We start from the raw sequence: 24,097 nt of genomic DNA on the forward strand, positions 1-24,097 counted from the left end.
ACGCGAAAGTCGCTCGGATGCGGGTTCGGCGTGCCACGGTGTGGGGGACGACCGACTCACTGAAGGGGCAGCGGCCATGACCTCCATTGCACTGGGAGCGCCGATCTGGGCGGACTCCGTCACCTCCGACCTCCGCGCCGACACCGCGTTCTACGAGGGCCTGTTCGGCTGGGCCTCGGAGGATTCGGGCGAGGAGTTCGGGAACTACACGACCTTCGGCATCCCCGACGGCTCCCCGGGGGCGGGGCGCCCGGTCATGGGCATCATGCCGTGCCCGCCGGGCATGTCGCCCTCGAAGTCCTGGAACCTCCATTTCAAGGTCGCGAGCTGCGAGGCCGCCACCGATCAGGCGGTGCGGCTCGGGGCGGTCCTGGAGGACGGGCCGGGCGAGGTGAGCGGGATGCTGCGGTACTCGATGCTGACCGACCCGAACGGGGCGCCGTTCGGGCTCGTGGAGGCCCTGGACCCGACGACCGGTTTCGGCGCGTGGGGCGAGCCGAACACGGTCTCGTGGGCGGAGTACCACTACGACGGCGCGCCGGCCGACGCCATGCGCTTCTATGCGGCCCTTCTGGGCTGGAACGTGACGACGCCGCCGTGGGAGGACCCGTCGAATCCGCGGCCGTACGCGGCGCTGAGCCCGGACGGGGGCGGTGAGGAGTTCGGCGGCTGCCATGCGGCCGCGGGGTTCGAGAAGGACCTGCCGCCGCAGTGGAGCGTCATGGTCGCCGTGGACGACGCCGAGGCGGTGTGCGCCCGCGCGAAGGAGTTCGGCGGCTCGGTCGCGGCCGAGCCGATGGAGGTGCCGGGCCTGCTCGTCGCGGGCGTGGCGGCCCCGAGCGGCACGGTGGTCTCGATCCATTCGCAGCGCCCTTGGGAGTAGCCGGTGGCCCGCCGCACTGCGGCGGGCGTACCGCTTTCAGCCCGGCTCGGGAACCCTGAAGACGCACTCGGCTCCGGGCGCACCGGCGAGTTTTCGGTCGAAGGTCCACAGCTCGGCCCGGAATCGCTCGGCCAGAGCGACGTACGCGGCGTCGTACGGGGTGAAGTTGTGGCGAAGCTCCCAGATTCGAGTCTCGAGAGCCGCTGTCGGCATTCGCTCGATGGGGAACTGGCCGAGATCGACCAGTGCCATCGCGACCCGCTCCTCGGTGATCGCTCCCTTCCGGCATTGTTTCCGGAAGACCGACATGACTTCGAGGTTGACGTGGCTCGGGGCCGCCATCTCCTGTCGCAGGAGGAGGCTGCGCAGCCGCGTATCGGATTCGTTGAAGGACAGGAGCACTGATGCGATCACCGACGCATCGACAATGATCACCGAGAGTCCCTGTCTTCCCGGATCATCTGGACGATCTCTTCATGGTCGAGCTTCGGCCCTCCCCGATGCTCGATCCGTTCGAAGAGTTCGGCGGTAGTCGGCCGCTGAGCCTCCTCGGTCAGTTTCCGATGCAGGTACTCCTGCAGCGACATGCCCGCTGCGGCGGCGCGGGTCTTCCACACCCGGTGGACCTCGTCGGACACGTTCTTCACCTGGATGTTCTTCATGGCTCCAGAATAGCTCTCAAGCATGCGCAGAACATACGATTCACTCTCACATGATCACTGCATTTCGAACCCGATGGCGTGTCGCGTCCCGTTGGCAGCCTCGTCAGAAGCGACGGCGGGCCGCGCTGAGCCGAGTACTGCGACAGCGGGCGCCCGCGCCCTCCTGACGGACCTTGGCCGCGAATACGAGGAGGGGCCGCCCCGGCGGCAGGGCGGCCCCTCTTTCTCGGTTGCGAATCCTGGGTTTCGCACCGGCCTCAGCAGTCGCGGGCTGCGATCGCCTTGTCCGGGTAGTCGCTGAAGACCGCGTCGACGCCGAGCGAGTAGAACAGCTCGTACTCGGCCGCGAAGTCGCCCCAGGCCGCGCCGGCGGTGCCCTCGCGGAAGTCGGCGGGCAGGAACTGGTTCTCGTTGCGGAACGTCCACACGTGCACGTCGAGGCCGCGCTCGTGCGCGCGCTCGACCACGTCGGTCGGCTCCGCCAGGTAGCCGTTCGCGTCGCGCGGGATGATGCGGTTCTTGTTGAGGCTCACCGTGTCGAGGGTCTCGGCGTACTCGTCGAGGTCGGCGTCGGAGATCGGGCCCTGGCCGTCGATGTTCAGGCCGACGCGGTTGTCGACGCGCTCGGAGATCGTCAGCAGGCTCTCGTACTCGAACGACTGGATCCACACGGGCGAGCGCTTCTTGTCGAGGCGGCGCTCCTCCAGGAGGTCGGCGAGCGCGTCCTCGATGCTCATGCCCTTGTCGTCGTAGTAGGACGGGTGCTTCATCTCGGGGTAGGTGACGACGCGCCGGTCGAGGTCGTCCACGAAGTCGAGGACCTCGTCGTAGGTGACGAGCTCGAACTCGCCGTCGTGCGCGGCGCTCTGGGGCCGGACGCTCGGGAGCCGCTCCTCGGCGCGGAGGGTCTTGAGCTCGGCGAGGGTGAAGTCGTCGGCGAAGAAGCCGGTGACGGGGACGCCGTCGATGAGCTTGGTGGTCTTGCGGTCCGCGAACTCGGGGTGCTGGGCGATGTCGGTCGTCTCGTCCAGGACCGGTTCGTGGCGGGCGAGCAGCTCCCCGTCCTTGGTGAGCACGAGGTCCGGCTCGATGACGTCGGCGCCGAGCTCGACGGCGAGGGCATACGCCTCGAGCGTGTGCTCGGGGAGGTAGCCGCTCGCGCCGCGGTGGGCGATGACGATCGGGTCGGCGTCGCGGTGGGGGTGGTGCGGCTTGGCGGCGGCCGGGGCGGCCATGAGGCCGACGATCGCGCCGGCGACGGCGGCGGCGGCCGCGCCGCGGAGGAGGGCGCCCTTGCGGGACATGTACGTCCACCTTTCTGGGGGCAGAGCCTGTCGGGGACTGGGTCCCTTCAGCCAACCCCGCGCGGCCGTATTCGCGCCGGACCGTAGTTGAACGGCGCTTGAAGCCTGATTGAAATGGCCGCTTCACCGTACGGCGCGGCGGTGCCCGAGGGGCTATCCGCGGGCCGACGCGCCGTCGAGGAAGAGCGAGACGACCGCCGCGGCGGCCCGCTCGGGGCCGAGGCCGCCGCCGGCGAGCTGCCGGAGCGCCTGGGAGACGAGGGCGGTGAACATCGCGAAGAGGGTGTCGACGCCGAGGTCGCCGCGGAGCTCGCCTTCGGCGACGCCGCGTTCGAGCAGCGCGCGGACGGGTTCGCGCAGGCGGCGGTCGAGGTCGGGGTCCTTGTGCGGCTCGTCATCGAGGCGGGCGAGGAACGCGAAGCGCGCGCCGGCGGCCATGTACCCGCGGCAGATCCGGGCGAGGCCCTCGCGCACGTCGACCGATGCGACGTCGGCGTCGGCGACCCGCCGCTCGACCTCCGCGGCGGCGGCTTCGACCAGGCCCTGGAGGAGCGCGTCGCGGCTCGGGAAGTAGCGGTAGAGGGTCGCGCGGCCGACTCCGGCGGCGGCGGCGACCTCGGCCATGCCCGCGGCGGGTCCGCGCTCGGTGAAGACGCGGGCGGCCGCGTCGATGAGGCGCTCGGCCGTCCGGTCCGGGTCGGGACGTCGGGTCATGGCAGGAGCCTACGTGAGAGACATATATGTATCATGATGAGACATGCTTGTCTCAAAGCGGCGCCGCCGCCCTCACGACGGGAGAAGTCCGTGCTCACTCGCCGACTCGGCCGCACCGACCGCGAACTCACCGCGATCGGCCTCGGCTGCATGCAGTTCAGCAACACCGGCGCCGGCGCGCGCTTCTACGGCGCCACCGCGCAGGACGCCGCCACCGCGATCGTCCGCACCGCGCTCGACGGCGGCGTCAACTGGTTCGACACCGCGGAGATGTACGGCGGCGGCCACTCCGAGCGGGCGCTCACGACGGCCCTCCGCGAACTCGGCGTGAAGCCCGGCGAGGTCGCCATCGCCACCAAGTGGCCGCCGCTCATGCGGACCGCCCGCAGCATCGGCGCGACCATCGGCGACCGGCTCGACGCCCTCCAGGGCCACCCGGTCGACCTCCACCAGATCCACATGCCGTGGGGCAGCCTCTCCCCCATCGGTGCGCAGGTCAAGGCCATGGCCCGGCTCCAACTCGACGGGAAGGTCGGCGCCGTCGGCGTCTCGAACTTCAGCGCGGCCCAGATGCGCCGCGCCGCCGCCGTCCTCGAAGCCGAGGGACTCTCCCTGGCCTCCAACCAGATCCAGATGAGCCTGCTGCACCGGAACGCCGAACGGGACGGCGTCCTCGCCGCGGCCCGCGACCTCGGCGTCACCCTCATCGCCTTCTCTCCCTTGCGGTCGGGCCTGCTCACCGGCAAGTTCCACGACGAGCCCGAGCGCCTCGCCCGGGTGCTGCCGATCCGCAGGATCCTCGGCGGGTTCACCGCGAAGGCCCTCGAGCGGACCCGGCCGCTCATCGACGAGCTCGCCGCCGTCGCCGCCGCCCACGGGGCCACCCGAGGACAGGTCGCGCTCGCCTGGCTCCTGACCCGCTACGGCGACACCGTCGTCGCGATTCCGGGGGCCTCCCGCCCCGAACAGGCCGCCGAACTCGCCGCCGCGGGCGACCTGCGGCTGAGCGAGCGCGAAGCGGCCGCGCTCGCTCAGCGCTCGCTCGCGGTCGCCCGCCGCACCCGGTGAACGGCGCCGCGGCGCGTCGCGGAGCGGGGCCGCCGCTCCGGCGGTGGCGGCCACCCCGGCATGCACCACCGCGACCATCCGTCCGGTCACCGGAGCAGCGGCCCCCGGCCGAACGCGGCGGTCCTCGTTACCGCTCCGGTGATCCGGGAACCGGTTTCTGCGATCGGGCGCTCAACCGACGCCACCACAGCCGAGAACCGCTCTGTCCAGCCTTCGAAAGCGATAGGAACCGCTTTCTAAGACATCTTGATACAGCCGCCGCCGAACGTCAAGGATCGAAGCCTGCAAATATGCGGTGACGGCCCCGTCACCTGTTCGCGGACGACGAGAACGGTGCCCCGCGACCTGTCGCGGGGCACCCTTCGCCGATCATCCTAAGCGGCCGTGAGCAGCTGCGAAGCGGCCAGGTCGCGGTACAGCTCGTCCTTCTCCACCAGCTCGGCGTGCGTGCCGACCGCGCGGACCACGCCGGTGTCGAACACGACGATCTGGTCGGCGCTCGTCACGGTCGACAGCCGGTGGGCCACCACCAGGACGTTGGTGCGCTCGGCCGCGTCGAGCATCACCTGCTTCAGGGACGCCTCGTTCGCGGCGTCGAGCTGCGAGGTCGCCTCGTCCAAGAGCAGCAGGCGCGGCTTGCGCAGCAGCGCCCGCGCGATCGCGACGCGCTGGCGCTCACCGCCCGAGAGGGTGGTCCCGCGGTAGCCGATGCGCGAGTCGAGGCCCTCGGGGAGCTTCTCGACCAGCTCGGTGAGCCGGGCCGTCTTCACGACGTCCTCGATCTCGGCCTCCGAGGCGTCCTGGGCGGCCATCACGAGGTTCTCGCGGAGGGTGCCGTCGAGGACCGGCGCGTCCTGCTCGACGTAGCCGATGATGCCGCGGAGGTCTTCCAGCGGCCAGTCGCGCACGTCGACGCCGTCGACGGTGACCCGCCCGGTCGTGACCGGATAGAACCGCTCGATCAGCGAGAACACGGTGGTCTTGCCCGCGCCCGAGGGCCCGACGAGCGCGGTCAGGCCGCGTCCGCTCGACGCGAAGCTCACGCCGTGGTGCACGAACGGGAGGTCGTCGGCGTACCGGAACGTCACGTCCTCGAACGCGACCTGCGCCGGTCCGCCCGAACGGGTGGTGCGCGGTTCGCTCTGGGCCGCTTCGGAGTCGAGGCTCGCGACCTCTTCGACCCGGTGGATCGCGGCGAGGCCGGTCTGGAGCTGCGAGAGCGAGGCGACCAGGCCGCTGATGGGCCCCATCAGGTAGAACAGCAGCAGCAGGAAGCCGATGAGGGTGCCGACCTCCATGGCCCCGGAGGCGACGCGCGCGCCGCCGACGCCGAGGACCAGCAGGAACGCGATGTTGACCGGCATGAAGGCGGCGACGCCCGCGAGCGCCTCCCACAGCGACGCCTTGACGCCCTTGTCGCGGGCGGTGGTCGCCGCCGCCTCGAGGCGGGCGATCTCGTGGTCCTCCGCGCCCGAGGCCTTGACGGTGCGGAACGCGCTGAAGATCCGCTCCAGGAGCGATCCCATGTCGCCCAGGGCCTTCTGCGAGTCGACCGTGGCGTTCTGGATGCGCGGCATGATGAACAGCATCATGACCGTCACCATCACGACCATGGCCATGGTGGTGCCGAACAGGACCGGGTCGAGCCAGGCCATGAGGCCGATGCCGCCGAGGATCATGAAGGTGTCGGTGACGCCGCCGATGACGGTGGTGCTCGCGACGGTGCGCAGGAGGTTCGTGTCGGAGGTCAGGCGGGAGACGAGGTCGCCGGGCTTGAGCCGGTCGACCTCGGCCACCTGGAGGCGCACGAGGCGGCCGATGAGGTCCTTGCGGACGGTCAGGACGACGTCCTGGCCGGCGATCTGCATGAGGTAGGGGCCGAGGGCGCTCAGGGCGCCGCCGACGACGACCACGGCCGCGAGGTAGAGCAGCGGCCGGGTGAGGGACTCGTTCGCGGCGAGGGTGTCGATCACGTCCATCGCGATGAGCGGCTGGACGAGGCCGACGAGGCCCCCCGCGAACGAGAGGGCCCCGCCGATGGCGAGCAGGCGGAGGTGCCGGCGGGCGTACGCCCACAATCGAGTGATCGGCGCCCTCGCGGGGGCCTCGGCTTCGGCGGCCGGAGCCGCTGGGGTGGTGTCGGTCATCCTGGATTCCTTCAATAGGTGCAGCGTCGTCGGTGCTGCGTCCGCCGGGTGCCGCGGACCTCATCGAAGCTACCCGGGGCGACCGACACCGCCATCCGCTCGGGGAAGTAATTCGGCCTCCTCCGAAGGTCGTAAGACCCTCAGTCCTCGGCGAGCACGATGACCTTGTCCCCCGGATTGAGCATGATCTGCACCGCCTTGTCCGGGTTCAAGTGGACGCCGTAGCTGGGGGCCCGCTGCGCCTCGGCGACGACGCGGTAGCCGATCGCGGTCTCCCCGCGCCGGCGCGCCGACTCGGCGACGGTGTAGAAGTTGACCGGCACTCCGGGGCGCACGTAGTGGTCGGCGGGCTTGAGGTAGATCTCCGAGCCGTCCGGGCTGAACAGGTTCGCGAACACGTGCGACAGGTGCGGGTTCTCGGCGGTCTGCGTCAGCAGCAGGCTGATGAGCTTGTCGCTGACGATGAAGTCGTCGGCCTGCGTGACCTGCGCGAGCGTCCGGTTGCGGTCGTCGGCCATCTCCGAGACGACCTTGAAGCGCTTCCCCGAGCGCTGCGACATGTCGCGCAGGTGGAGCAGTGTCACCAGCGTCTTCGAGTCCGCGAGCTGCGGCGGGACGTCGTCCGAGCACAGCGCGATGATGTGGTTGTACGAGCCGGGGTTGAGCGATTCGAGCAGGACCCGGTCGGTGGTGTCGTCCTGCTTGAAGTTCAGGCCCTGGACGCGCATCGTCGGGCCGATCTTGCGGATCGCCTCCGCCGCTTCGGGGTGGTCGGTGACGACGTCGGTGACCGAGCCGGGGGCCACGTACTGGTCGAGCTGCTCCAGGACCATCCGCGTCTTGGCGTTCCAGCCGAGGATGAGCGTGCGCTCGGGCCGGTTCCCCGCCTCGGCGCGGGCGACGATCGCGGACTCGTCGATGACCGGGCGCGAGCCGTCGAGCCGGATCGCCGAGTCGTCGGAGGCGATGAGGATGAGCTTGTCGCCGGGCTGGAGCGGGGCGTTCGAAGGCGGGTTGACGATGCAGCGGCCGTCCTTGGTGAGGACGCCGATGAACGAGGAGGTCCGGTACGAGTGCAGGGCCTGGCTCAGCGGGCGGCCGAACAGGTTCGGCTCCTCGACCATGTAGATCTCGTCGCCGCCGAAGTCGAGCAGGTCGGTGTAGACCACGGAGAGGCCCGACTGGCGGCAGGTCTGGACCATGAGGCGGGCCATGAGGTCGTTCGCGTCCACGACGTGCGCGGCGCGGCCGCCGGCCAGGCGCGCCGCGGGGAGGTTCCGGCTCTCGGCGACCGCGCCGACGACGTGGCACTTCAGGTCGCCCTGGCCGCCGTGGGTGACGGCGAGGAGGCTGCGCACGAGCTGCGCGTCGGGGTCGTCCTCGGCGGAGGTGAGCAGGATGATGCTCTTGGCCTGGCCGGGATTGACGATCGCGATGTCGTCGGGGTCGGCGGGGTCGCCGGTGCGGCACACCACATGCGTGGTCTTGAGGTCGGGGAGCTTCGCGCGGATCTCGTCCTCCATCTCGACCTTGTCGCGGTCGGCGAGGATCGCGATGACCGCGCGCTTCTCGCTCTCGTTGGCCTCCACCAGTTCCGAGATGATGATGAAGACCTGATCGGACCATCCGAGAATGACGGTGTGATCCTTTTCGACGACGAGGGAGCGGCCTTTTCGGAGGTCTTCGAGTTTCGCGTCGAGACCGGTGGTGAGCACACCGACGAGTGACGACAGGATCACCAGGCCGCCGATCGTGGTGATGAACATGATCACCATGAACGGATAGCCGACTTCGGCGTCGCCGGTGATGGTGCCCGCGTCCAGGATGTGGATGAACGAAGTCCACAATGTACCGCTGACGCCGTCGCCCTCGCCCACGATCAGCAGGAAGAGGGCGCCGATGGCGGTGAGTGCGAGCGTGATGACGGTGAGCCATCCGATGAGCGCTTTCGTGCCCTTCGACATGGTGTTGTCGAACCAATAGCGAGCCCGCTGCTTGAATGTCGGATCGGACATCGGGGGCGTCCTTTCTCATATTGCATGTGTCGTCCGACCGACTCGGGGCGGAGGCGAGTGGGGCCGGGAGGTCCTCGGGGCGCCGACCATTATTAGCGCATTGCGTCCACTGCGACCGGTTGAAGCGAATTCGCTACTCGGGGTCACCCGGAGCGTGGCGGAGGGGAGCGCAGGCCGGCGGAGACCGAACCACCACCTTAGAACGGCCCGCGGGGCCGGTACGGGCGGGCCGCTATCCGAGGGCCTCGGACACGGGCGCGACCCGGATCGCCAAGCGGGTGTGGCGCTTCGGGACGACGAAGCGCGCGTCGGCGACCTCCTCGGGCTCCTCGGCCCGGCCGCCGGCGCGGTAGGCGGTGATCTGGAGGCTCACGCCGTCGCGGCACTCGCGGTCCCACAGGCTCACCTGGTCGGCGACGCGGGCGGCCAGCGCGGCGCCGTCGGGGCCGTGGCCGCGGACGCCGATCTCGTTGCCGCCGGGGACCTTTCGGCACACGACGTAGGCGAAGTCGCCGCCTTCGACGACGGCCGGGTTGGCCCAGCGCATGAGGAGGCGCTGGGCGCCGTGGTCGCCGAAGGGGGCGCTCATGCGCCCGTAGCCGGGGAAGGCGCAGGCGAGCCAGAGCGAGAGCTGGCTGGCGTCTTCGTTCACCTTGAGCCGCACGGAGGTCCAGACGGTGGAGCCGCGGCCGTCGAGCGCGCCCTCGGCGCCGGCGGCGTCGACTTCGCTGTCCACGTGGAAGGTGAGGATGCGGCCGCTGGAGAGTTCGACGGCGGCGCCCTCGTGGCTGCCGAGGCCGCGCATGGGCATGAAGCCGCAGCTCACGATGGAGCGGCTGCGCATGACGCCGCCGGTGTGGTCGAACGCGACGGAGTGCTCGCAGCCGCGGATGCTCAGCGGGGCGACGAGGCGGCCGCCGTCGGCGAGCTGGTCCCACCAGGCCGGGGGGAGGTCCCAGGTGCCGACGGTGGCGATGATGCGGTCGTAGGGGGCGCCGTCGGGCCAGCCGAGTTCGCCGTCGCCGCGCACGGCCGCCACGCGGTCGCAGCCGACGTCGTCGAGGGCGCTGCGGGCGCGGCCCACGGTGTCGGCGTCGATGTCGACGGTGGTGACGGCGCCTTCGGGGCCGGCGAGGGCGTCGAGGAGGGCGGCGTTGTAGCCGGTGCCGGCGCCGATCTCGAGGACCCGGTGGCCGGGGCGCACGTCGAGCTGCTCGAGCATCTCGGCGACGATGGCGGGCTGGGAGGCGGAGCTGACGGCCTCGCCGGTGCTGTCGCGCTTGGTGACGTAGACGTCGTCGGCGTAGGCGGCGCGGAGCGACGCTTCGGGGAGGAAGCGGTGGCGCGGGACGGTGAGCATGGCGTTCTCGACCGCTTGGCTCCGGAGCACACCGATGGAGCGCAGGCCGCCGACGAGGCGGGTTCGCAGTCGTTGCGCTTCGTTACCGGAGGTATCGGTGTGATCACCCACAAGTCAAGCGTACGTCCGATGTGCCTCGATCGCCTCCTCCACTTCCGCGGCGGAGACGCCCGCCACGCCAGGAGGCGATTCGGGAGCGCCCGGGAGCGTCGGCCGCAAATCGGGCCCACGGGGCCGGGTCAGTCGGTGTGGCCGCAGCGCGCCTCGAGCATGGCCCAGAGGGCGTCGCGCTGCGCGTCGGGGACCGGGATCGGCGTGGGCATCGGGTCGCCGCCGTCGATGGTGAGCCAGACGGTGAAGCCGAAGGGCTGCTTGGCGTCGCCTACGGCGTGGCCTTCGCAGCGGAAGGCGTCGAAGGCGAGCGGGACCACGAGGGGCTCGCCGGCGGCGCCTGCGAGCGGGCCGGTCGCCAACGGCGGTGATTCGACGGTGAACAGGACGCTTCCGCGGACGTCGGTCGCACCGATCGCGGCGCCTTCCAGCGGCCGCAGTGTCAGTCCCCCTTCCAAGGTGCCGTCGGGCGCTTCGGTGAGCGCGCCGAGGTCGATCGCGGTCGAGGCGGCGATCGCCTCGGCGGCGCAGGCTTCGCGGAGCAGCCGGTCAAGCGTGCCGTTGGGGTACGACAGTTCGGCGACGACCTGGTGCGCCGCGCCGTCCTCGGTCTCGACGTCGAGGACGACCGAGGCGGGCTGCGCGGTCGAGTCGACGCCGTCGGGGCACCGGGCCGCTCCGTAGACGGTGAGGAGGTCCCGGGGGTTCACGCTGGGCGGCACGTGGGCGTCGAACTCCTGGACGCCCATGGGCGCGAAGGACTCCGTGACGAGTTCGACGCCGACGACGCGGACCGGGGCGTCGCCGTGGTTGGTCACGGCGATCGCGACGACGCCGGGCGCCATGAAGGACCGCCGGATCTCGGCGGTCGCGCTCAGGTCGGGCGGGGCCGAGGGCATCGGGACCGAGGGGGTCGGGGCAGCGTGGGGCGTGGCCGCGGGTTCGTCGCGTCCGGCGACGCTGCCGGTGAGCGCGGCGGTCACTGCGGCCAGCAGGAACGCGCCGATGACGCCGATCCGGACCCATCGCATGGCGCCTCCCTGCGGCACTCGCGTCCCTCGGACCCGTCCAGTCTGGCACCGTCGCACCGACTTGGGAAGCCGTTCAGAACACGGAGCGCCGCGTGTCAGCGGTTGGGCGCCAACCGTTCAGCCGGATCGAGGCACCAGGCGAGGGCCGAGGGCCAGGGCCCGTAGCCGTCGTCGAGCGAGATGTGGCCGGCGCCGGGGACGATGTCGACGTCGCATCCGAGCGGGCGGCCGTAGACGTCGGCGGCGCCCTCGACGCAGTACGGGTCGTCGTCGGAGCAGGCCAGGCGCGGGGTCTCGGCGGCGAGTTTCAGGCTCCCGAGGTCGAGGCCGGCGGGGTCGAAGCCGGCGATGGCGTCCCAGTCGAACGCGGCGGGCCCGGGCGGGCTCACCAGCAGCACGCGGTCCGCGGCGGCCGGCGCCGCGGCCGCGACGTGCAGCCAGGCGGTGGAGGCGAGGCTGTGGCAGACCACGACCTTCTCGCCGCGCATGAGGGCCAGCTCGGCGAGGACCGCTTCGGTCCAGGCCGCGAGAGAGGGCCGGTCGGGGTCCGGGAGCTGCGGGTAGAACACCTGCTCACCGGCGGCGCGCAGGTCGAGGGCGAGGTCGTGCTGCCAGTGTCCGGCGGGCCGCCGGTTCTCCACGCCGTGGAGGATGAGAAAGCTTCGGGTCCACATGGTTGCGGAGACTAGCGGCAGTCGGTTTCGGACGCGTGAACCGTCCCACGGGAGAGCGCGGCAGGATGCGCGGCCGGGGCCCGGCGGGCTCCCCGGCCGCGGCGCGGCTATCCGGGGACGGTCGCGACCGTCAGGACGTGGTTGCTGGCGCCCAGGAGCGACGGTTCGCGCTCGATGACCCGCAGGCCCTCCATGAGGTGCGCGCGGACCGCGTCGTCGTCGATGAGGGCCTCCAGGTCCGGGATGAACCCGGGGAAGCCCTGCACCGCGTACTGGACGGGCCCGTCGAACCCGGCGTCGGCGAACTCGGCGGCGACCTCGCCGGGGTGGGAGAGGTACGCGGTCGTGAAGATGTCCTGGTCGAAGTAGCGCAGCGTGCCCTCCCGGAGGACCCGCAGGCTCTCCTCCGCGCTGATCGAGTGCGCGATGCCGTGGGCGTGCCACAGCAGCCAGTCGCTCCAGCCGGCGGTCCGGTTGATCGTCACCGCGGCCACCAGGCCGCCGGCGCGCGCGACGCGCCGCGCCTCCGCGATCGCGCGGACCCGGTGCGCCCGGTCGAGCAGGTGGTAGAGCGGGCCCATGAGCAGGACCGCGTCGAACTCGGCGCCTCCGAACGGGAGTTCGCGGGCGTCGCCGACCAGCGCGGTGACGCCGGGGATCTCGGCGGCGACGGCGACCTGGCTCGCGACCGGGTCGACGAGGGTCACCTTGTGGCCGTCGGCGGCGAGCCAGGAGGAGTGCGCGCCGGTCGCGCCGCCGACGTCGAGGACGTCGAGTCCGTCACCGGGCAGCAGGCGCCGCAGCAGGTCCTGCATGCGAGCGAACTCCAGGCGGCCGCGCGCGTCGTGCCGCAACCGCTCGCGTTCGCCGCCCCGCTCGTAGTAGGCCGCGATCTCGGACTCGAGCTCCCATTCGTTCATGGGCCCGATTCTCCCGGCGTGAGAACGCCTGCGCCACTCGTTAACCCGCGCACGGGAACGGCGGCCGGTCTGCCGGTTCCGCGCACTCCCGCAAGCGCGCAAGGTCCGGTCGGCTGGCCGCCGCTGTGCTATCTCACCGCATCGCTCCGGGGCGCTGTCGCGCGGCTCCCCCGGGAGTCGGTCGGGCCATGGCGTGCAACGGAAGCCGCCGTCAGTTCGCGGCCACGCGAAGGCCCAGCGCGACCATGACGGCGCCGGTGGCGCCGTTGATCCAGGCGCGCACCCGCGGCCGCTCCAGGACCGTGCGCAGGAGTCCGATCAGGTTGGCCAGCAGCAGGTAGAACCCGGCGCACACGGCCATGCCGACGGCGGCGAGCTCGGCGATCACGGGCCAGTCCTCGCCATTGCCGATGAACTGCGGCATGAGGGCGGTGAACAGCACGACGGCCTTGGGGTTCAGGAGGTTGCACAGGAGGCCGGAGCGGAAGGCGGCCCAGCGGCTCATCGCGCGGTCCAGTTCGATGTCCGCGGCGGGCCTGCGCCGCTCCTTGACCGCGGTGATGATCGAGCGGACGCCGAGGTAGACGAGGTAGGCCGCGCCGGCGAGCTTGACGGCGGTGAACGCGACGGCAGAGGCCGCGAGGAGCGCGGCGAGCCCGATCGAGGTGGCGACGATCCAGACGACGATGCCGAGGCCGATTCCGACCGCCGTCCACATGCCGCTCCCGCGGCCCGACAGGACGGTGTTGCGCACGACCATCGCGAAGTCGGGGCCGGGGACGGCGGCGGCCAGGAGGATCGCCAGTCCGAAGATCAGCGGCATGGTCATGTGGAGTCCCCTTCCGGTGGACTCGATCGTCGCACCATGGGGGCCCGGGCGCATCCGGCGATCGACCGGGGCCGGTACCGGGTTCCGGGCGGTCAGGCGGGGTCCGCGAGGCGCCAGTACTGCTTCTTGTCCCTGTCGCGCACGACCACGTCGAGTCCGGCGAGCTCCTCGCGCAGCTCCCGCAGGTCGCTCTCGTCGGACTTCTCCAGGGCGTGGCCGCGGGCCTTGAGGAGGGCGTCGGCGCCGCGCGGCAGGCCGTCCGCGCCGGGCACCCAGCGTTTGAACCGATCGCCGTACGGGTCGCCGTCCGACAGCCGGCCGTACCCGTGGCGGCGCAGCGCCTCGGCGAGCCGGTCGCGGTCGAGGTCGAAGTGGACCTGCGCGAGCTCCTGGCGGCGGTGGCCGAGGACGACGAGGAGCTTGTCCTCCACGAACACGGATGCGACGTCGGCGCGCGCGACCTCCTGCTCGAAGTCGCCGCGCTTGAGCCGGATCGCATCGCGCCCGACGGTGACCGTGAGCATCTCGTTGGCGATCCACACGGCGAAGAACAGCCCGACGGCGGTGCCGAGCGCGATGCCGGCGATGAGCTCCACGGCGTCCGGGAGGCGCAGGAACAGCTCAAACAGGCCCTGGAACGGGAACCACGAGAGCCCGGTGACCCATTCGGCGATCCGCGTCAGCCCCCACCCCAGCGCCGCTCCGAGGACCGGGAGGACCGTGTACACGGCCGGGACGGTCCAGGGCGCGTCGGCGACGACCGTGGCATCGGCGGCCCCGGCGTGTCCGTGGGTGTTCTCGGTGGGCATCGGGCGGCCGCCTTTCCGTTGAGTGCGAACGGACCCAGCCTATAACATGCCTTCCCACCTGCGAAAACTCTATCCCGAAGGAGTAGTTCTCAAGTAGGGGAAGGAGAACGCGGCGCGATACCGAAGTCGCGGCGGGCCCTACTCCGGTATGACCCGAGCACGTCGGGTTTCACCTGAAACCATCCGGAAGCGGACATGCCGCGGCTACGATCCGTTCGATCTCCGGTGCGCGGAACGCGCGCCGCGCACGAGAAAGGCCGATCCCCTTGCGACTCCGCTCGCCGCAGTACCGCTTCCCGATGCCGGTCCGCTTCCCGGTCGTCGCGGCCGCCGCCGTACTCCTGCTGGCCGCCGCGGTCCCGGACGCGGCCGCCGAGGCCGGGCACACCGTCGACATCACGCTCGCCGAGAACAAGGGCACCTGCACGGCGCTGGACGTACCGGTCGGCGCGGCGCCGCCCTCGCCGGTGCGCATCGAGTCCGGCGACGTGTCGTTCGACTGCTCCGGCAGCATCGACTTCCGCCTCGGACGCGACACCCGGTTCGCCTTCGACGACGCGAAGGGCACCGCGACCGCCGACGTGCTCCGGATCGTCGGCGTCAAGCACGGCTTCACCTGCGGCTACGAGGCGACCAGGGTCGTCTTCCACCGCGACGGCGCCTCCCGTGAGTACCGCGGCGGGCCGTACCGGGGCAAGAAGGTCCAGGGCTCGTTCCTGTGCCCGCGCTCGGTCCAGCTCGACCGCGCCGCCTTCAGCTTCAACTGAGGCTCACTCGCATTGCGCTGCAACAAGAACCGTCACATGCGCCTGGCAGGATTTCAGTGGGGGTCCCCAGGTGTCCGATTTGCACAGACGCTCCGAGACGCGCCCGATCCGGCGCTAGTCGCGGACCGGACCGTCGGTCCCCTGAGGCACCATCGAACCGGGGGCGCTCCGGGCGCCCGATTCGCGCAGACGCGCCGAGACCCGCCCGACCAGCGGCCGCCCGCGACTCAGCCCGCCGGCCGGGCCGCCGCCACCGCCTTCCTCCAAGGCTCGGCGGCCTCGGCCGGGAGCCGCTCGGGGATCCGCTCCTCGATGAGCGCCAACTGGAGCCGCTGCAACCGGGCCTGCGCCTCGCGCTCGGGGCCGGACCGGAACCCGCGCAGGCGACGGTGGCGCGCGCCGCGGCGCGACAGGCTCCGGGCCTCGTCCGCGGTGAGGCTCCCGGCCGCGGTCTCCTCGTGCGACACCGCCGCCCACCGGGCCCGGAAGCCTCGCCGCACCACGGCGTAGACCGCGATGGCCGCCGCGAAGTTCACGAGCGGCTTCACCAGCGTCCCCGCAGTCCCGCCGGGCAGCGGACTGTCGAACAGGAAGTGCATCGCCATCGCGAGGACGAAGCAGCCCAACGCGACCCGCACCCGCCGCGCCGCCGACCGCCCCGACGCGCTCACCAGGTACCCGATGCCGGCGCCCGCGACCGCGCTCATCGCCCAGTGCGAGCCGACCCCGGTCAGCACGATCCGCGCCCACAGCGTCTGGAACGTCGCCGCGAACGGCTCCACCCCGCCCGCCATCACGATCCCGTTGAACCCGTACGTGAAGTTCTCCACGATCTGGAATCCGAGGCCGACCAGCGCGCCGTAGACGAGCCCGTCCGCGGCGCTGCGCACCAGCCGCGTCGACACCGCCGCGAGCATCACCACCCCCGCGGCCTTCGCGGCCTCCTCGTTCAGCGGCGCGGTCAGTGCGGCCGACCAGGCGCCGGACGCCTCGAGCCCGAGCGCCTTCGACCAGAACGACAGGAGCCGGCCGTTCATGAGGATCGCCATGCCGCACGCGGCCAGGCCGCCCCACATGAGCGCCAGCCACGTCCCGGACCAGGGCGGCGCCTGCACCGGCCGCAGCACCCGCCGCGCCAGCCACACGCCGACCGCGAGGCAGGACAGGAGCACGGCCAGGTTGAGCGCCGTGCTCGGCGGGAACGCGAGCGCCGCCGGGACCGCGTTGCGCTGGAGCGTCCACAGCCCGAAGGCCGACATGGCGATGACGCCCCAGAACGCGAGGGACCTGACGTCCATGGCCCGGACGCGGGGCGCCGCGGCGGGCGGGGCGCCGCTCACGCGCCCTCCTCGCCGGCGAAGGCGACGGAGTCGACGACCGCGATGGCGGCGTCCCACACTGCCGGGTCGGGGCGGAGGGGGCCGAGGACCGTCGCCTCGACCGCCTGCGCGCCGTCCTCGGCGGGGAGCACGTACACGGCGCCGACGCGGGTCTCGACCTGGAGGCTCCCTTGGAGGCCGCCGGAGGTCCACTTCGTGTCGAACGCGGCGGGCTCGCCCAGCGCCACCTCGGTGCCCCGGTACTCCTCGATCTTCATCGTCTGCGCCATGCCGTCCCAGATCTCGCGGACCCCGTCGGGCCGGCCGGCGCTGAACACGATGACGCTGAGCTGCATGACCACGTCGTCTCGGACGAGCACCAGCCTCGAGCGGAGGTCGCTGGCCGACTCGTCGAGCGTCCAGCCCTCACCGACCTGGACGGCGACCTGCCGCGCGGACCCGAACTCGATCACAGTCCCCGCGGCGAGCGCCTCGCCGTCCGGAAGCGCCTTGGCGGCGAGCCCTTCCACGGCCGTCAGCGCGAACAGCACTCCCACCACGACCAGCGGCACCCAGATCCGCCGCGCGCCGTGGACCGCGTTCCCCGCGCTCCTGAAATCGTCCACCTGCACAACCTAATCGGTCCCTGTGGAACGGGCGCGGGAACGGCGGCGCGGCCGGACGGGCGTCCCGGGAGGCGGACCGCGAGGGACCCGAACGCGAGAGAACCCGAAAGAACGTCGCTATCCGTATTAGTCTCGGGACATGGCGATTCGATGGACCACCGCGTTCTGGGACTTCCCCGCCGACGGCTTCGAGGACGGCACCGCCTTCTGGCTCAAGGCGACCGGCTCGACCCTCTCGCCGCGGCGCGGCCCGGAGGGCGAGTTCGCGACCCTGGTGCCGCCCGCCGGCGACCCGTGCCTGCGGGTGCAGCGCGTGCGGGAAGGCAAGGGCGGCAACCATCTCGACCTGCACGTCGACGACGTGGAGGCCGAAGCCGAACGCGCGCAGGTGCTCGGCGCGGCGGTGGTGGCGGCCGAGCCGGGCCTGGCGGTCCTGCGCTCCCCCGGCGGTTTCGTGTTCTGCCTGGTCCGCCACCAGGGCGAGGTCAAGGTGCCCGCGCCCGAGCCGTGGCCCGGCGGCCACCGCAGCCGCGCCGACCAGGTGTGCGTCGACATCCCGCCGCAGGCGTTCGAGCCCGAGCTCATGTTCTGGCTGAGCCTCACCGGCTGGCCGCAGGCGAGCACCCGGTCCGTGGAGTTCCGCCGCCTGCTCTCCCCGGCGGAACTGCCGCTCCGGTTCCTGCTGCAGCGTCTGGACGTGGCCGAGCGCGGCCAGTCCACGACCGCGCACATCGACCTGGCCTGCTCGGACGTCGACGCGGAGACCGAGCGCCACGTCGCCCTCGGCGCGACCGCGGTCCGCCGGCACCACGGGTGGCAGGTCATGCGCGACCCGGCGGGCCTGACGTACTGCATCACCACCCGCGACCCCGACGCCGGCGCGGTCCTGGACTGATCGGCCGGCGCGGCCGGGCGGCGCCTGCGATGCTGGACGCGTGACCGCGCACCAGCCAGAACCCGTCACGGCCGACCCTCCTCGGCCGATCCGCCGACCGCTCATGACCCAGTCGTGGCTGGAGCTCGTCTTCCTCCACTGGGAGGTCGACCCGCAGGACGTGGCCGCGCTGCTGCCGCGCGGCACCGTGCCGGACACGTACGAGGGCGCCGCGTACGTGGGGCTGGTGCCGTTCCGGATGCACGGCGTCGCGCCCTTCGAACTCCCCGGCATCCCGTACTTCGGGAGCTTCCCCGAGACGAACGTCCGCCTGTACTCGGTCGACCGCGAGGGCCGGCGCGGGGTGGTCTTCCTGTCGCTCGACGCGTCGCGGCTGCTGCCGGTCCTGGCCGCGCGCCTCGGGCCCCGGATCCCCTACGTGTGGTCGAACATGAGCGTCCGCGCCGATGCGCGCACCGTCGCGTACGCGAGCGGGCGCCGCTGGCCCGGCCCGCGCGGCGCCCGCAGCCGCATCGTCGTCCGCAAGGGCGAGCGGATCGCCGACCCGACGGGCCTGGAGCACTTCCTGACCGCGCGGTGGGGGCTCCACACCGCGGTCGCGGGCCGGCTGCTGTACCTGCCGAACGCGCATCCGCGGTGGCCGCTGCACCGGGCCGAACTCCTCGAATGCGACGAGAACCTGGTCGCGAGCGCGGGGCTCGCGACGATCGGGGAGGCGCCGGTGAGCGTGTTGTACTCCCCGGGCGTGCGGGCGCGGTTCGGGCGGCCCCGCTTCGTCGGCGCGTAGGAATTTCCGGCAGACACCGTTTACCGGCTCTTGTGCCGTTCCATGGGAAAAGTTACATTTATCTATAAGGAAGGTTTCTTGATGATATGAGGTGATCGAATGCTCCGTCGACCCCGCCGCAGACTCCTGGCACTACTCGGCTCGTTCGTCTTCGCGCTCGCCCTGGTCACCGGGATCTCGGCGTCCACCGCGAGCGCCCAGACCGCCTGCGCCGCACCGTGGAACGCCGGCTCCGTCTACACCCAGGGCCACGTCGTCTCCCACAACGGCCAGAACTGGACCGCCCAGTGGTGGACCCAGGGCGAGACGCCCGGCACCACCGGCCAGTGGGGCGTCTGGCGCAACCCCGTCGCGTGCGGCGGCGGCAGCGGCCCCGGCGACCCCGACCCCTCGGGCCTGGTCGTCTCCGAGGCGCAGTTCAACCAGATGTTCCCCCACCGGAACCCGTTCTACACCTACCAGGGCTTCGTCAACGCGACCGCGTCGTACCCGGCCTTCGGCACCACCGGCGGCGAGACCGTGCGCCGCCAGGAGGTCGCCGCGTTCCTCGCCAACGTCGCGCACGAGACCGGCGGCCTCGTCCACATCGTCGAGCAGAACACCGCCAACTACCCGCACTACTGCGACTGGAGCCAGTCATACGGCTGCCCGGCCGGCCAGGCCGCCTACTACGGCCGCGGGCCGATCCAGTTGAGCTGGAACTTCAACTACAACGCCGCGGGCAGCGCCCTCGGCCTGCCGCTGCTGTCCAACCCGTGGCTGGTCGAGCAGAACGCCACGGTCGCATGGCAGACCGCCCTGTGGTACTGGAACACCCAGAGCGGCCCCGGCAGCATGTCCGGGCACACCGCCTTGACCACCGGCGCCGGCTTCGGCGAGTCCATCCGGTCCATCAACGGCTCGATCGAGTGCAACGGCGGCAACCCCGCCCAGGTCCAGAGCCGCGTCAACAACTACCAGTCGTTCACGTCGATCCTGGGCGTCGCGCCGGGGTCCAATCTCTACTGCTGAGGATGAGGACGCGGGCCGGCCGGAGCCGTCCGGCCGGCCCGCTCACGCGTTCTCGGCCAGGGCGTCCTCGATGAGCTTCCGGTGGTCGGCGTGCTCGACGGGGTCCAGCCGGTCGAGGACCCGCGCGGCCGCCGCGGCGGCGCCGCCGGCGTCGCCCGCCTCGCCGAGCAGGCGCATCAGCCGCAGGACGGCCGGGACCTCGCGGTCGTCGAACGGGCCCTCGGCGAACACCGCGAGCGCTTCGCGGAGCAGCTCCCGCCCGTCCGCGCCGTCGCCGACGCGGTCGAAGGGGGCGTGGTCGAAGGGGACGCGGTCGAAGTGCTGGAGCAGCGTCTCGGCGAGTTCGAGGCGGCACGCGTCCCGGTAGGACGGCGGGCCCTCCTCGCCGCGCCAGTCCGCGCGCAGCTCCTCCTCGAGTGCCGCGAACGCGGCGGCCGCGGCCTCCTCGTCGGCGTCGCCGGACTCCGCGTCGACCCGCAGCCCGGCGCGGATCGAGCGGGCGGCCATCGGCAGCGACCCCAGCTCGCGCCAGGCGTTCTCGGCGCGGCGGAAGGCGAGGACCGCGTCCTCCTCGGCCCACATCCGGTCGAGCAGTTCCCCGGCCCGGTGCGCCGTCCGCGCGTACCGGGCCGCGTCCGGGTGGGCGACGCCGGTGTCCATGAGCCGCAGCGCCTCCAGGGCGTGCTCGGCGGCCTGCTCCACGTCGCCGAGCCGCTCGCAGGCGTCGGCGAGCAGCGTGCGGGCGTCGACGGCCCGCCACTGCTCGCCCTCGGGCGCGTCCGCGAGCTCCTCGAGGACCGCTTCGAGGAGCGGGACGGCCGCGCCGTCGCGCTCCTGCATCGCCATCGCGAACCCGGCCAGGTGCCGGGCCGCGGTCGCGGTGACAATCGACCCGCAGCGGTCGTCGAGGTGGGCGGCCTTGACCGCGTACCGCTCGGCGCGGGGCCAGCGCCCCAGGTTGACCGCGGTCTCGGCGGCCGTGAAGTGGAGCGCGGCGGCCGTCCGGTCCGGGGTTGCCGCGGGGATGACGGCGATGGCGTCCTCGGCGGTCTCGAGCGCCTCCTCGAAGCGGCCCTCGCGGCGGAGCGCGGCGGCGTGGTAGATCGCGAGGACGACCATCTCGTGCGGGTGGCCTGCGGCGCGGGCGAGTTCGTAGCCCGAGCGGACCGCGGCGCGGCCCTCCTCCTCCGACGCCGCGAGCATCGCCGCCACCATGCAGAGGCGGGCGCGGGCCTCGGTGAGGCCGCGTTCACCGGGCCTGGCGGCGAGTTCGGCGTCGAGGCCGCGGATCGCTTCGCGCAGGCGCGGGTCCGGTTCGCCGCCGAGCGGCCGGGCGGCCTGGGCGAGGGCGGACCAGGCGGCGGTGCGGGTCCGCAGGGAGTGGACCGGGTCGTCGGCGGCGAGCCGCTCGGCGTCGTCGAGGAGGCGCTCGGCCTCGGCCCGAAGGGCCTCGGGGTCGTCGGGGTGGCGGGTGGCGAGGGTGGAGGCGTCGAGCGAGAGCGCTTTGCCCTCGTGGCCGGCCTTGCGGAGGAGGGCGGCGGCCCGCTCCGCGAGGTCGCGGCTCGCATCGGGGTCGGTGGCGTCGTTGAGGCGCTGGACGAGCACTGCGGCCTCGTCGGCGGGTTCGAGTGCGGTGCCGAGCCGGTCGGCCAGGTCGCCGACGCGGCGCCAGTGCTCGAGGCGGTCGGCGGCGAAGGCGTCCGAGGCGGCGCGGGCGTCGGCGAGGAGCCGTTCCAGGTCCGCGGCGGTCGACCCGGAGGGCCGGGGGGCCGGCGGCCGGGCGGCGGCGGTCCGGATGCCGAGGGGCAGGTGCGGGTGGGCGCCGGTGAACCGGACGCGGTCGGCGGAGCGGCGCGACTGGACGTCGTTGCCGTTGCGGAGGTCGAAGCGCGCGCCGATCTCGCGCCGCTCGGCGTCGACCCGGTCGTGGAGGGCGCCGGCGGGCGCGGGTGCGCCGTCGGGCCCGGGCAGGACGGCGTCGCCGTGGCCGCGGGCGGCGAGGGCGGCGCAGGTGAGCTGCACGGATTCGAGGAGCCGGAGGCGGAACATCGGGTCGAGGGCGGCGGTGAACAGGTGCGGCCGGGAGGAGAGGAGCTCGACCGCGCGGGCCTCGTTGCCGGTGAGGGCGCAGAAGCGCACGTGGTCGGCGAACGGGAGGACCATCTGGTCCTTGCCGTCGATGAGGCGCCAGCCGTGCAGGTGGTTCGCGCGGGCCTGCTCGAGCTCGCCGAGGCGCACCAGCGGGAGCAGGGACGCGGCGAGGGTCGCGTGCGGCTGGTTCGGGCAGGTCATGTCGCCGCGCAGGATCGGCTCCCAGAGGGCGAAGGCCCCGTCGTGGTCGCCGGCGTTCGCGCATATAGCGCCGAGGGAGTGGCGGACGCACGGCTCGCAGTCGTCGGTGTAGTCCGGTTCGGTCGCGTCGAGGACGGCGAGGGCCCGGGCGGTGCGCGCGTCGTCGCCGAGGTGGACGGCGAGCACGAGCTCGCCCAGGTGGACGGGGTAGAGCGGGCGGCCGGCCTCGGCGTAGAAGCCGTGCATCCGGTCGATGAACTCCTCGATCGACGCGAGGGGGACGTCGGGGCGCTCGAGCATCCGCTCGACGTTGTTGTGCATCCACCAGTAGACGGTGTTGAGGATGGGCTCGTCGAACCACTCGGGGGCGGTCTGGAGGTTGCGGAACAGCCGCGCGAACGCCGTCAGGTGCCGCAGGGAGTCCTCGGACCACCGGTAGGAGGCGAGGATCGCGGCGAGGACCTCGTTGAGCAGCGGCTGCTCGCCGGCGGCGTCGACGGCTTCCAGGAGCGCCTCGAGCGCGACGGTCCTGGCCTCGCCCGGGGGTTCGGCGGTGATGCGGTCGAAGGTGTCGCGCAGCTGCGAGGTGTCCGGCATGAGGGCGTTCCATTGCGGCAGGGGACGGGGTGTCTGGCAGTGTGCCACAAGCGGTCCACACCGTCGGCGCGCCCGGGCCGGTGCGGCCCGGGCGCGGCGCCTCACGCCTCGGCGGGCCGGCGGGGCCTGGCGAAGACGGGCACGAGGATCGCGGCGACGACGACGTGCATGAGGATCAGGACGATCCGCGTGCCGGTGGTGGCCTCGGTGTAGAACGGCGGGACCATCTCGACCGCGAACACGACGGCGGCGCCGATGAGCCACAGCAGCACGGCCTTTCGGGGTGCGAACCGGTCGAGGAGCGCGCGGGCGATCCAGCCGAGCCCGCCCGCGAGGAGGGTCATCAGGGCCCCGGCGGCGAAGCCGACCTCGATCGGGTCCTGTCCGGGGTTGGCGGCGCGCATCTCGACGCCGGCCGCCGCGGCGATCACGGCGGTGAGGCCGGTCGCGACGGCGGCGGCCGCGAGGGCGATGAGCCGGGCGCGCCAGACGGGGGCGGCCTTGGGGTTGACGGCGGTGTCGGTCTCGGTCACGGGGTGTCTCCAACTGTCTCGAATCGGGGGAACACCGTCGACGGTAGTTCCGGCCGCGCCCGACGCCAATCCGCGAGCGTCCTCGCTTCATGTCCGATCGTCCCAGCTCGGGTCGGGTCCGGGCCGGTCGTGTTGCACCCTTGGCCACTTGAGCGCCCGATACGCGACCCACGACCCTCCCTTCACCGACCTCGGACGCCACCCCGCGGCAGCACCGAAGAGCGGGAGTCGGTTTGAGGCCTGGTTGTGAGCTGAGAGCCTGCGCGGGTTGCGGTCAGGGCGGCAGCGACGAAGGGGGCGGGAGTCCTGTGCGGGGCTCGGGGGCGTGTTGCCGGTTCGCGCGGGCTGGGGTCAGGGCGGCGGCGACGAAAGCCGGTGCATGGCGCAGGTTCGGGGGCGTGCTGCGGGTGCATCCGGGTCGGGGTCAGAGCGGGCGACGAGGGAGTGTCGGCTGGGCGGGTGTTCGAGGCTCGGGCCGGGGCCGGTTGCGCTCGCCCCGGGCTCGGGTTCTGGCCATATCGCTTGGGCCGCTTGGCGACTGGTGCTCGAATGTGAGTGTTCTGTGCGCGTGTGGCGTGTGGGTGATGACGGTGTCGCACAGGGGTGCGATACTTGAGGTACGCACAGGGACAGGGAGTTCGGTGCAGGTGCAGGGCGGTGCAAGCAGACTGAGACAAGCCTCTGGCCGGCCGGTAGACCACACTGACTTCGAGGCAGGGCCCCCGACGCAAGCGGTCGGATCC

General features: G+C 72.4%; 22 protein-coding genes. 6 read left to right on the top strand and 16 right to left on the bottom strand.

Annotated elements, in window-relative coordinates; genetic code table 11:
* Window positions 1–76: 76 nt before the first annotated feature.
* Window positions 77–883 (top strand): VOC family protein, encoded by an 807-nt coding sequence (locus GFD30_RS05760; protein ID WP_153024242.1) that lies wholly within the window; start codon window positions 77–79, stop codon window positions 881–883.
* Window positions 884–919: 36 nt separating this feature from the next.
* On the opposite strand, the gene GFD30_RS05765 is transcribed toward GFD30_RS05760, so the two are convergent.
* The 4 genes from GFD30_RS05765 to GFD30_RS05780 form a co-directional block, all read right to left on the bottom strand.
* Window positions 920–1,318 carry a type II toxin-antitoxin system VapC family toxin gene (locus GFD30_RS05765; protein ID WP_153024243.1) on the bottom strand — a complete coding sequence of 133 codons (399 nt, stop codon included), beginning with the start codon at window positions 1,316–1,318 and terminating at the stop codon, window positions 920–922.
* A complete protein-coding gene (locus tag GFD30_RS05770; RefSeq protein WP_153024244.1) occupies window positions 1,315–1,545 on the bottom strand; it encodes a FitA-like ribbon-helix-helix domain-containing protein in 231 nt (76 codons plus the stop codon). Before GFD30_RS05770 ends, GFD30_RS05765 begins: the two co-directional genes overlap by 4 nt.
* A gap of 257 nt (window positions 1,546–1,802) precedes the next feature.
* On the bottom strand, window positions 1,803–2,849 hold the full coding sequence (locus GFD30_RS05775) for a glycerophosphodiester phosphodiesterase family protein (protein WP_153024245.1): 1,047 nt from the start codon (window positions 2,847–2,849) through the stop codon (window positions 1,803–1,805).
* A 153-nt stretch (window positions 2,850–3,002) separates the two neighbouring features.
* A complete protein-coding gene (locus GFD30_RS05780; protein WP_153024246.1) occupies window positions 3,003–3,563 on the bottom strand; it encodes a TetR/AcrR family transcriptional regulator in 561 nt (186 codons plus the stop codon).
* A gap of 90 nt (window positions 3,564–3,653) precedes the next feature.
* Here GFD30_RS05780 and GFD30_RS05785 point away from each other — a divergent pair, with 90 nt between their 5' ends.
* Window positions 3,654–4,631 (top strand): aldo/keto reductase, encoded by a 978-nt coding sequence (locus GFD30_RS05785; protein WP_322632982.1) that lies wholly within the window; start codon window positions 3,654–3,656, stop codon window positions 4,629–4,631.
* 374 nt (window positions 4,632–5,005) lie between these two features.
* Here GFD30_RS05785 and GFD30_RS05790 read toward each other — a convergent pair whose 3' ends face one another.
* The 8 genes from GFD30_RS05790 to GFD30_RS05825 all read right to left on the bottom strand — a co-directional run bounded on the left by GFD30_RS05790 (window position 5,006) and on the right by GFD30_RS05825 (window position 14,527).
* Window positions 5,006–6,778: an ABC transporter ATP-binding protein gene (locus GFD30_RS05790; RefSeq protein WP_153024248.1), complete on the bottom strand. Its 1,773-nt coding sequence runs from the start codon at window positions 6,776–6,778 to the stop codon at window positions 5,006–5,008.
* A gap of 140 nt (window positions 6,779–6,918) precedes the next feature.
* Entirely contained in the window at window positions 6,919–8,793 is a 1,875-nt protein-coding gene (locus GFD30_RS05795) for a CASTOR/POLLUX-related putative ion channel (RefSeq protein WP_153024249.1), read from the bottom strand.
* Between the two features lie 232 nt (window positions 8,794–9,025).
* Window positions 9,026–10,264, bottom strand: coding sequence for a methyltransferase, FxLD system (gene fxlM, locus GFD30_RS05800; protein ID WP_153024250.1), 1,239 nt, complete (start codon window positions 10,262–10,264; stop codon window positions 9,026–9,028).
* Between the two features lie 128 nt (window positions 10,265–10,392).
* Complete coding sequence (locus GFD30_RS05805; RefSeq protein ID WP_153024251.1) at window positions 10,393–11,295, bottom strand: hypothetical protein; 903 nt, start codon at window positions 11,293–11,295, stop codon at window positions 10,393–10,395.
* A gap of 95 nt (window positions 11,296–11,390) precedes the next feature.
* Window positions 11,391–11,969, bottom strand: a complete 579-nt coding sequence (locus GFD30_RS05810; RefSeq protein WP_153024252.1) for an RBBP9/YdeN family alpha/beta hydrolase — start codon at window positions 11,967–11,969, stop codon at window positions 11,391–11,393.
* 107 nt (window positions 11,970–12,076) lie between these two features.
* A complete protein-coding gene (locus GFD30_RS05815; protein ID WP_153024253.1) occupies window positions 12,077–12,889 on the bottom strand; it encodes a class I SAM-dependent methyltransferase in 813 nt (270 codons plus the stop codon).
* 211 nt (window positions 12,890–13,100) lie between these two features.
* Complete coding sequence (locus tag GFD30_RS05820; protein WP_153024254.1) at window positions 13,101–13,718, bottom strand: LysE family translocator; 618 nt, start codon at window positions 13,716–13,718, stop codon at window positions 13,101–13,103.
* A gap of 92 nt (window positions 13,719–13,810) precedes the next feature.
* The gene (locus GFD30_RS05825) at window positions 13,811–14,527 is read right to left on the bottom strand and encodes a YqeB family protein (RefSeq protein ID WP_194201860.1); all 717 of its coding nucleotides are present in this window, start codon (window positions 14,525–14,527) and stop codon (window positions 13,811–13,813) included.
* A 266-nt stretch (window positions 14,528–14,793) separates the two neighbouring features.
* Between GFD30_RS05825 and GFD30_RS05830 the strand changes: the two genes are divergently transcribed.
* On the top strand, window positions 14,794–15,294 hold the full coding sequence (locus GFD30_RS05830; RefSeq protein WP_153024255.1) for a hypothetical protein: 501 nt from the start codon (window positions 14,794–14,796) through the stop codon (window positions 15,292–15,294).
* A 227-nt stretch (window positions 15,295–15,521) separates the two neighbouring features.
* On the opposite strand, the gene GFD30_RS05835 is transcribed toward GFD30_RS05830, so the two are convergent.
* Complete coding sequence (locus GFD30_RS05835) at window positions 15,522–16,634, bottom strand: PrsW family intramembrane metalloprotease (RefSeq protein WP_153024256.1); 1,113 nt, start codon at window positions 16,632–16,634, stop codon at window positions 15,522–15,524.
* Window positions 16,631–17,239, bottom strand: a complete 609-nt coding sequence (locus tag GFD30_RS05840) for a hypothetical protein (protein WP_153024257.1) — start codon at window positions 17,237–17,239, stop codon at window positions 16,631–16,633. The genes GFD30_RS05835 and GFD30_RS05840 overlap by 4 nt, the downstream gene beginning before the upstream one ends.
* Before the next feature lie 139 nt (window positions 17,240–17,378).
* Between GFD30_RS05840 and GFD30_RS05845 the strand changes: the two genes are divergently transcribed.
* The 3 genes from GFD30_RS05845 to GFD30_RS05855 all read left to right on the top strand — a co-directional run bounded on the left by GFD30_RS05845 (window position 17,379) and on the right by GFD30_RS05855 (window position 19,932).
* Window positions 17,379–18,134, top strand: coding sequence for a VOC family protein (locus GFD30_RS05845; RefSeq protein ID WP_153024258.1), 756 nt, complete (start codon window positions 17,379–17,381; stop codon window positions 18,132–18,134).
* Window positions 18,135–18,237: 103 nt separating this feature from the next.
* Window positions 18,238–18,921, top strand: a complete 684-nt coding sequence (locus GFD30_RS05850) for a YqjF family protein (protein ID WP_153024285.1) — start codon at window positions 18,238–18,240, stop codon at window positions 18,919–18,921.
* Window positions 18,922–19,020: 99 nt separating this feature from the next.
* Window positions 19,021–19,932 carry a glycoside hydrolase family 19 protein gene (locus GFD30_RS05855; RefSeq protein ID WP_153024259.1) on the top strand — a complete coding sequence of 304 codons (912 nt, stop codon included), beginning with the start codon at window positions 19,021–19,023 and terminating at the stop codon, window positions 19,930–19,932.
* Window positions 19,933–19,974: 42 nt separating this feature from the next.
* On the opposite strand, the gene GFD30_RS05860 is transcribed toward GFD30_RS05855, so the two are convergent.
* The gene (locus GFD30_RS05860; RefSeq protein WP_153024260.1) at window positions 19,975–22,821 is read right to left on the bottom strand and encodes a hypothetical protein; all 2,847 of its coding nucleotides are present in this window, start codon (window positions 22,819–22,821) and stop codon (window positions 19,975–19,977) included.
* A 101-nt stretch (window positions 22,822–22,922) separates the two neighbouring features.
* Window positions 22,923–23,354, bottom strand: a complete 432-nt coding sequence (locus GFD30_RS05865; protein WP_153024261.1) for a DUF6069 family protein — start codon at window positions 23,352–23,354, stop codon at window positions 22,923–22,925.
* Window positions 23,355–24,097 lie beyond the last annotated feature (743 nt).

Source organism: Glycomyces albidus, from assembly GCF_009451885.1.
GTDB classification, from domain to species: domain Bacteria; phylum Actinomycetota; class Actinomycetes; order Mycobacteriales; family Micromonosporaceae; genus Glycomyces; species Glycomyces albidus.

What these genes read in the sequence shown, in the direction of transcription:
- GFD30_RS05850 (WP_153024285.1), top strand. Translation starts at nt 18,238, where the DNA reads ATGACCCAGTCGTGGCTGGAGCTCGTCTTCCTCCACTGGGAGGTCGAC.
- GFD30_RS05825 (WP_194201860.1), bottom strand. Translation starts at nt 14,527, where the DNA reads ATGCCCACCGAGAACACCCACGGACACGCCGGGGCCGCCGATGCCACG.
- GFD30_RS05860 (WP_153024260.1), bottom strand. Translation starts at nt 22,821, where the DNA reads ATGCCGGACACCTCGCAGCTGCGCGACACCTTCGACCGCATCACCGCC.
- GFD30_RS05760 (WP_153024242.1), top strand. Translation starts at nt 77, where the DNA reads ATGACCTCCATTGCACTGGGAGCGCCGATCTGGGCGGACTCCGTCACC.
- GFD30_RS05775 (WP_153024245.1), bottom strand. Translation starts at nt 2,849, where the DNA reads ATGTCCCGCAAGGGCGCCCTCCTCCGCGGCGCGGCCGCCGCCGCCGTC.
- GFD30_RS05790 (WP_153024248.1), bottom strand. Translation starts at nt 6,778, where the DNA reads ATGACCGACACCACCCCAGCGGCTCCGGCCGCCGAAGCCGAGGCCCCC.
- GFD30_RS05795 (WP_153024249.1), bottom strand. Translation starts at nt 8,793, where the DNA reads ATGTCCGATCCGACATTCAAGCAGCGGGCTCGCTATTGGTTCGACAAC.
- GFD30_RS05855 (WP_153024259.1), top strand. Translation starts at nt 19,021, where the DNA reads ATGCTCCGTCGACCCCGCCGCAGACTCCTGGCACTACTCGGCTCGTTC.
- GFD30_RS05845 (WP_153024258.1), top strand. Translation starts at nt 17,379, where the DNA reads ATGGCGATTCGATGGACCACCGCGTTCTGGGACTTCCCCGCCGACGGC.
- GFD30_RS05770 (WP_153024244.1), bottom strand. Translation starts at nt 1,545, where the DNA reads ATGAAGAACATCCAGGTGAAGAACGTGTCCGACGAGGTCCACCGGGTG.
- GFD30_RS05780 (WP_153024246.1), bottom strand. Translation starts at nt 3,563, where the DNA reads ATGACCCGACGTCCCGACCCGGACCGGACGGCCGAGCGCCTCATCGAC.
- GFD30_RS05805 (WP_153024251.1), bottom strand. Translation starts at nt 11,295, where the DNA reads ATGCGATGGGTCCGGATCGGCGTCATCGGCGCGTTCCTGCTGGCCGCA.
- GFD30_RS05820 (WP_153024254.1), bottom strand. Translation starts at nt 13,718, where the DNA reads ATGACCATGCCGCTGATCTTCGGACTGGCGATCCTCCTGGCCGCCGCC.
- GFD30_RS05815 (WP_153024253.1), bottom strand. Translation starts at nt 12,889, where the DNA reads ATGAACGAATGGGAGCTCGAGTCCGAGATCGCGGCCTACTACGAGCGG.
- GFD30_RS05810 (WP_153024252.1), bottom strand. Translation starts at nt 11,969, where the DNA reads ATGTGGACCCGAAGCTTTCTCATCCTCCACGGCGTGGAGAACCGGCGG.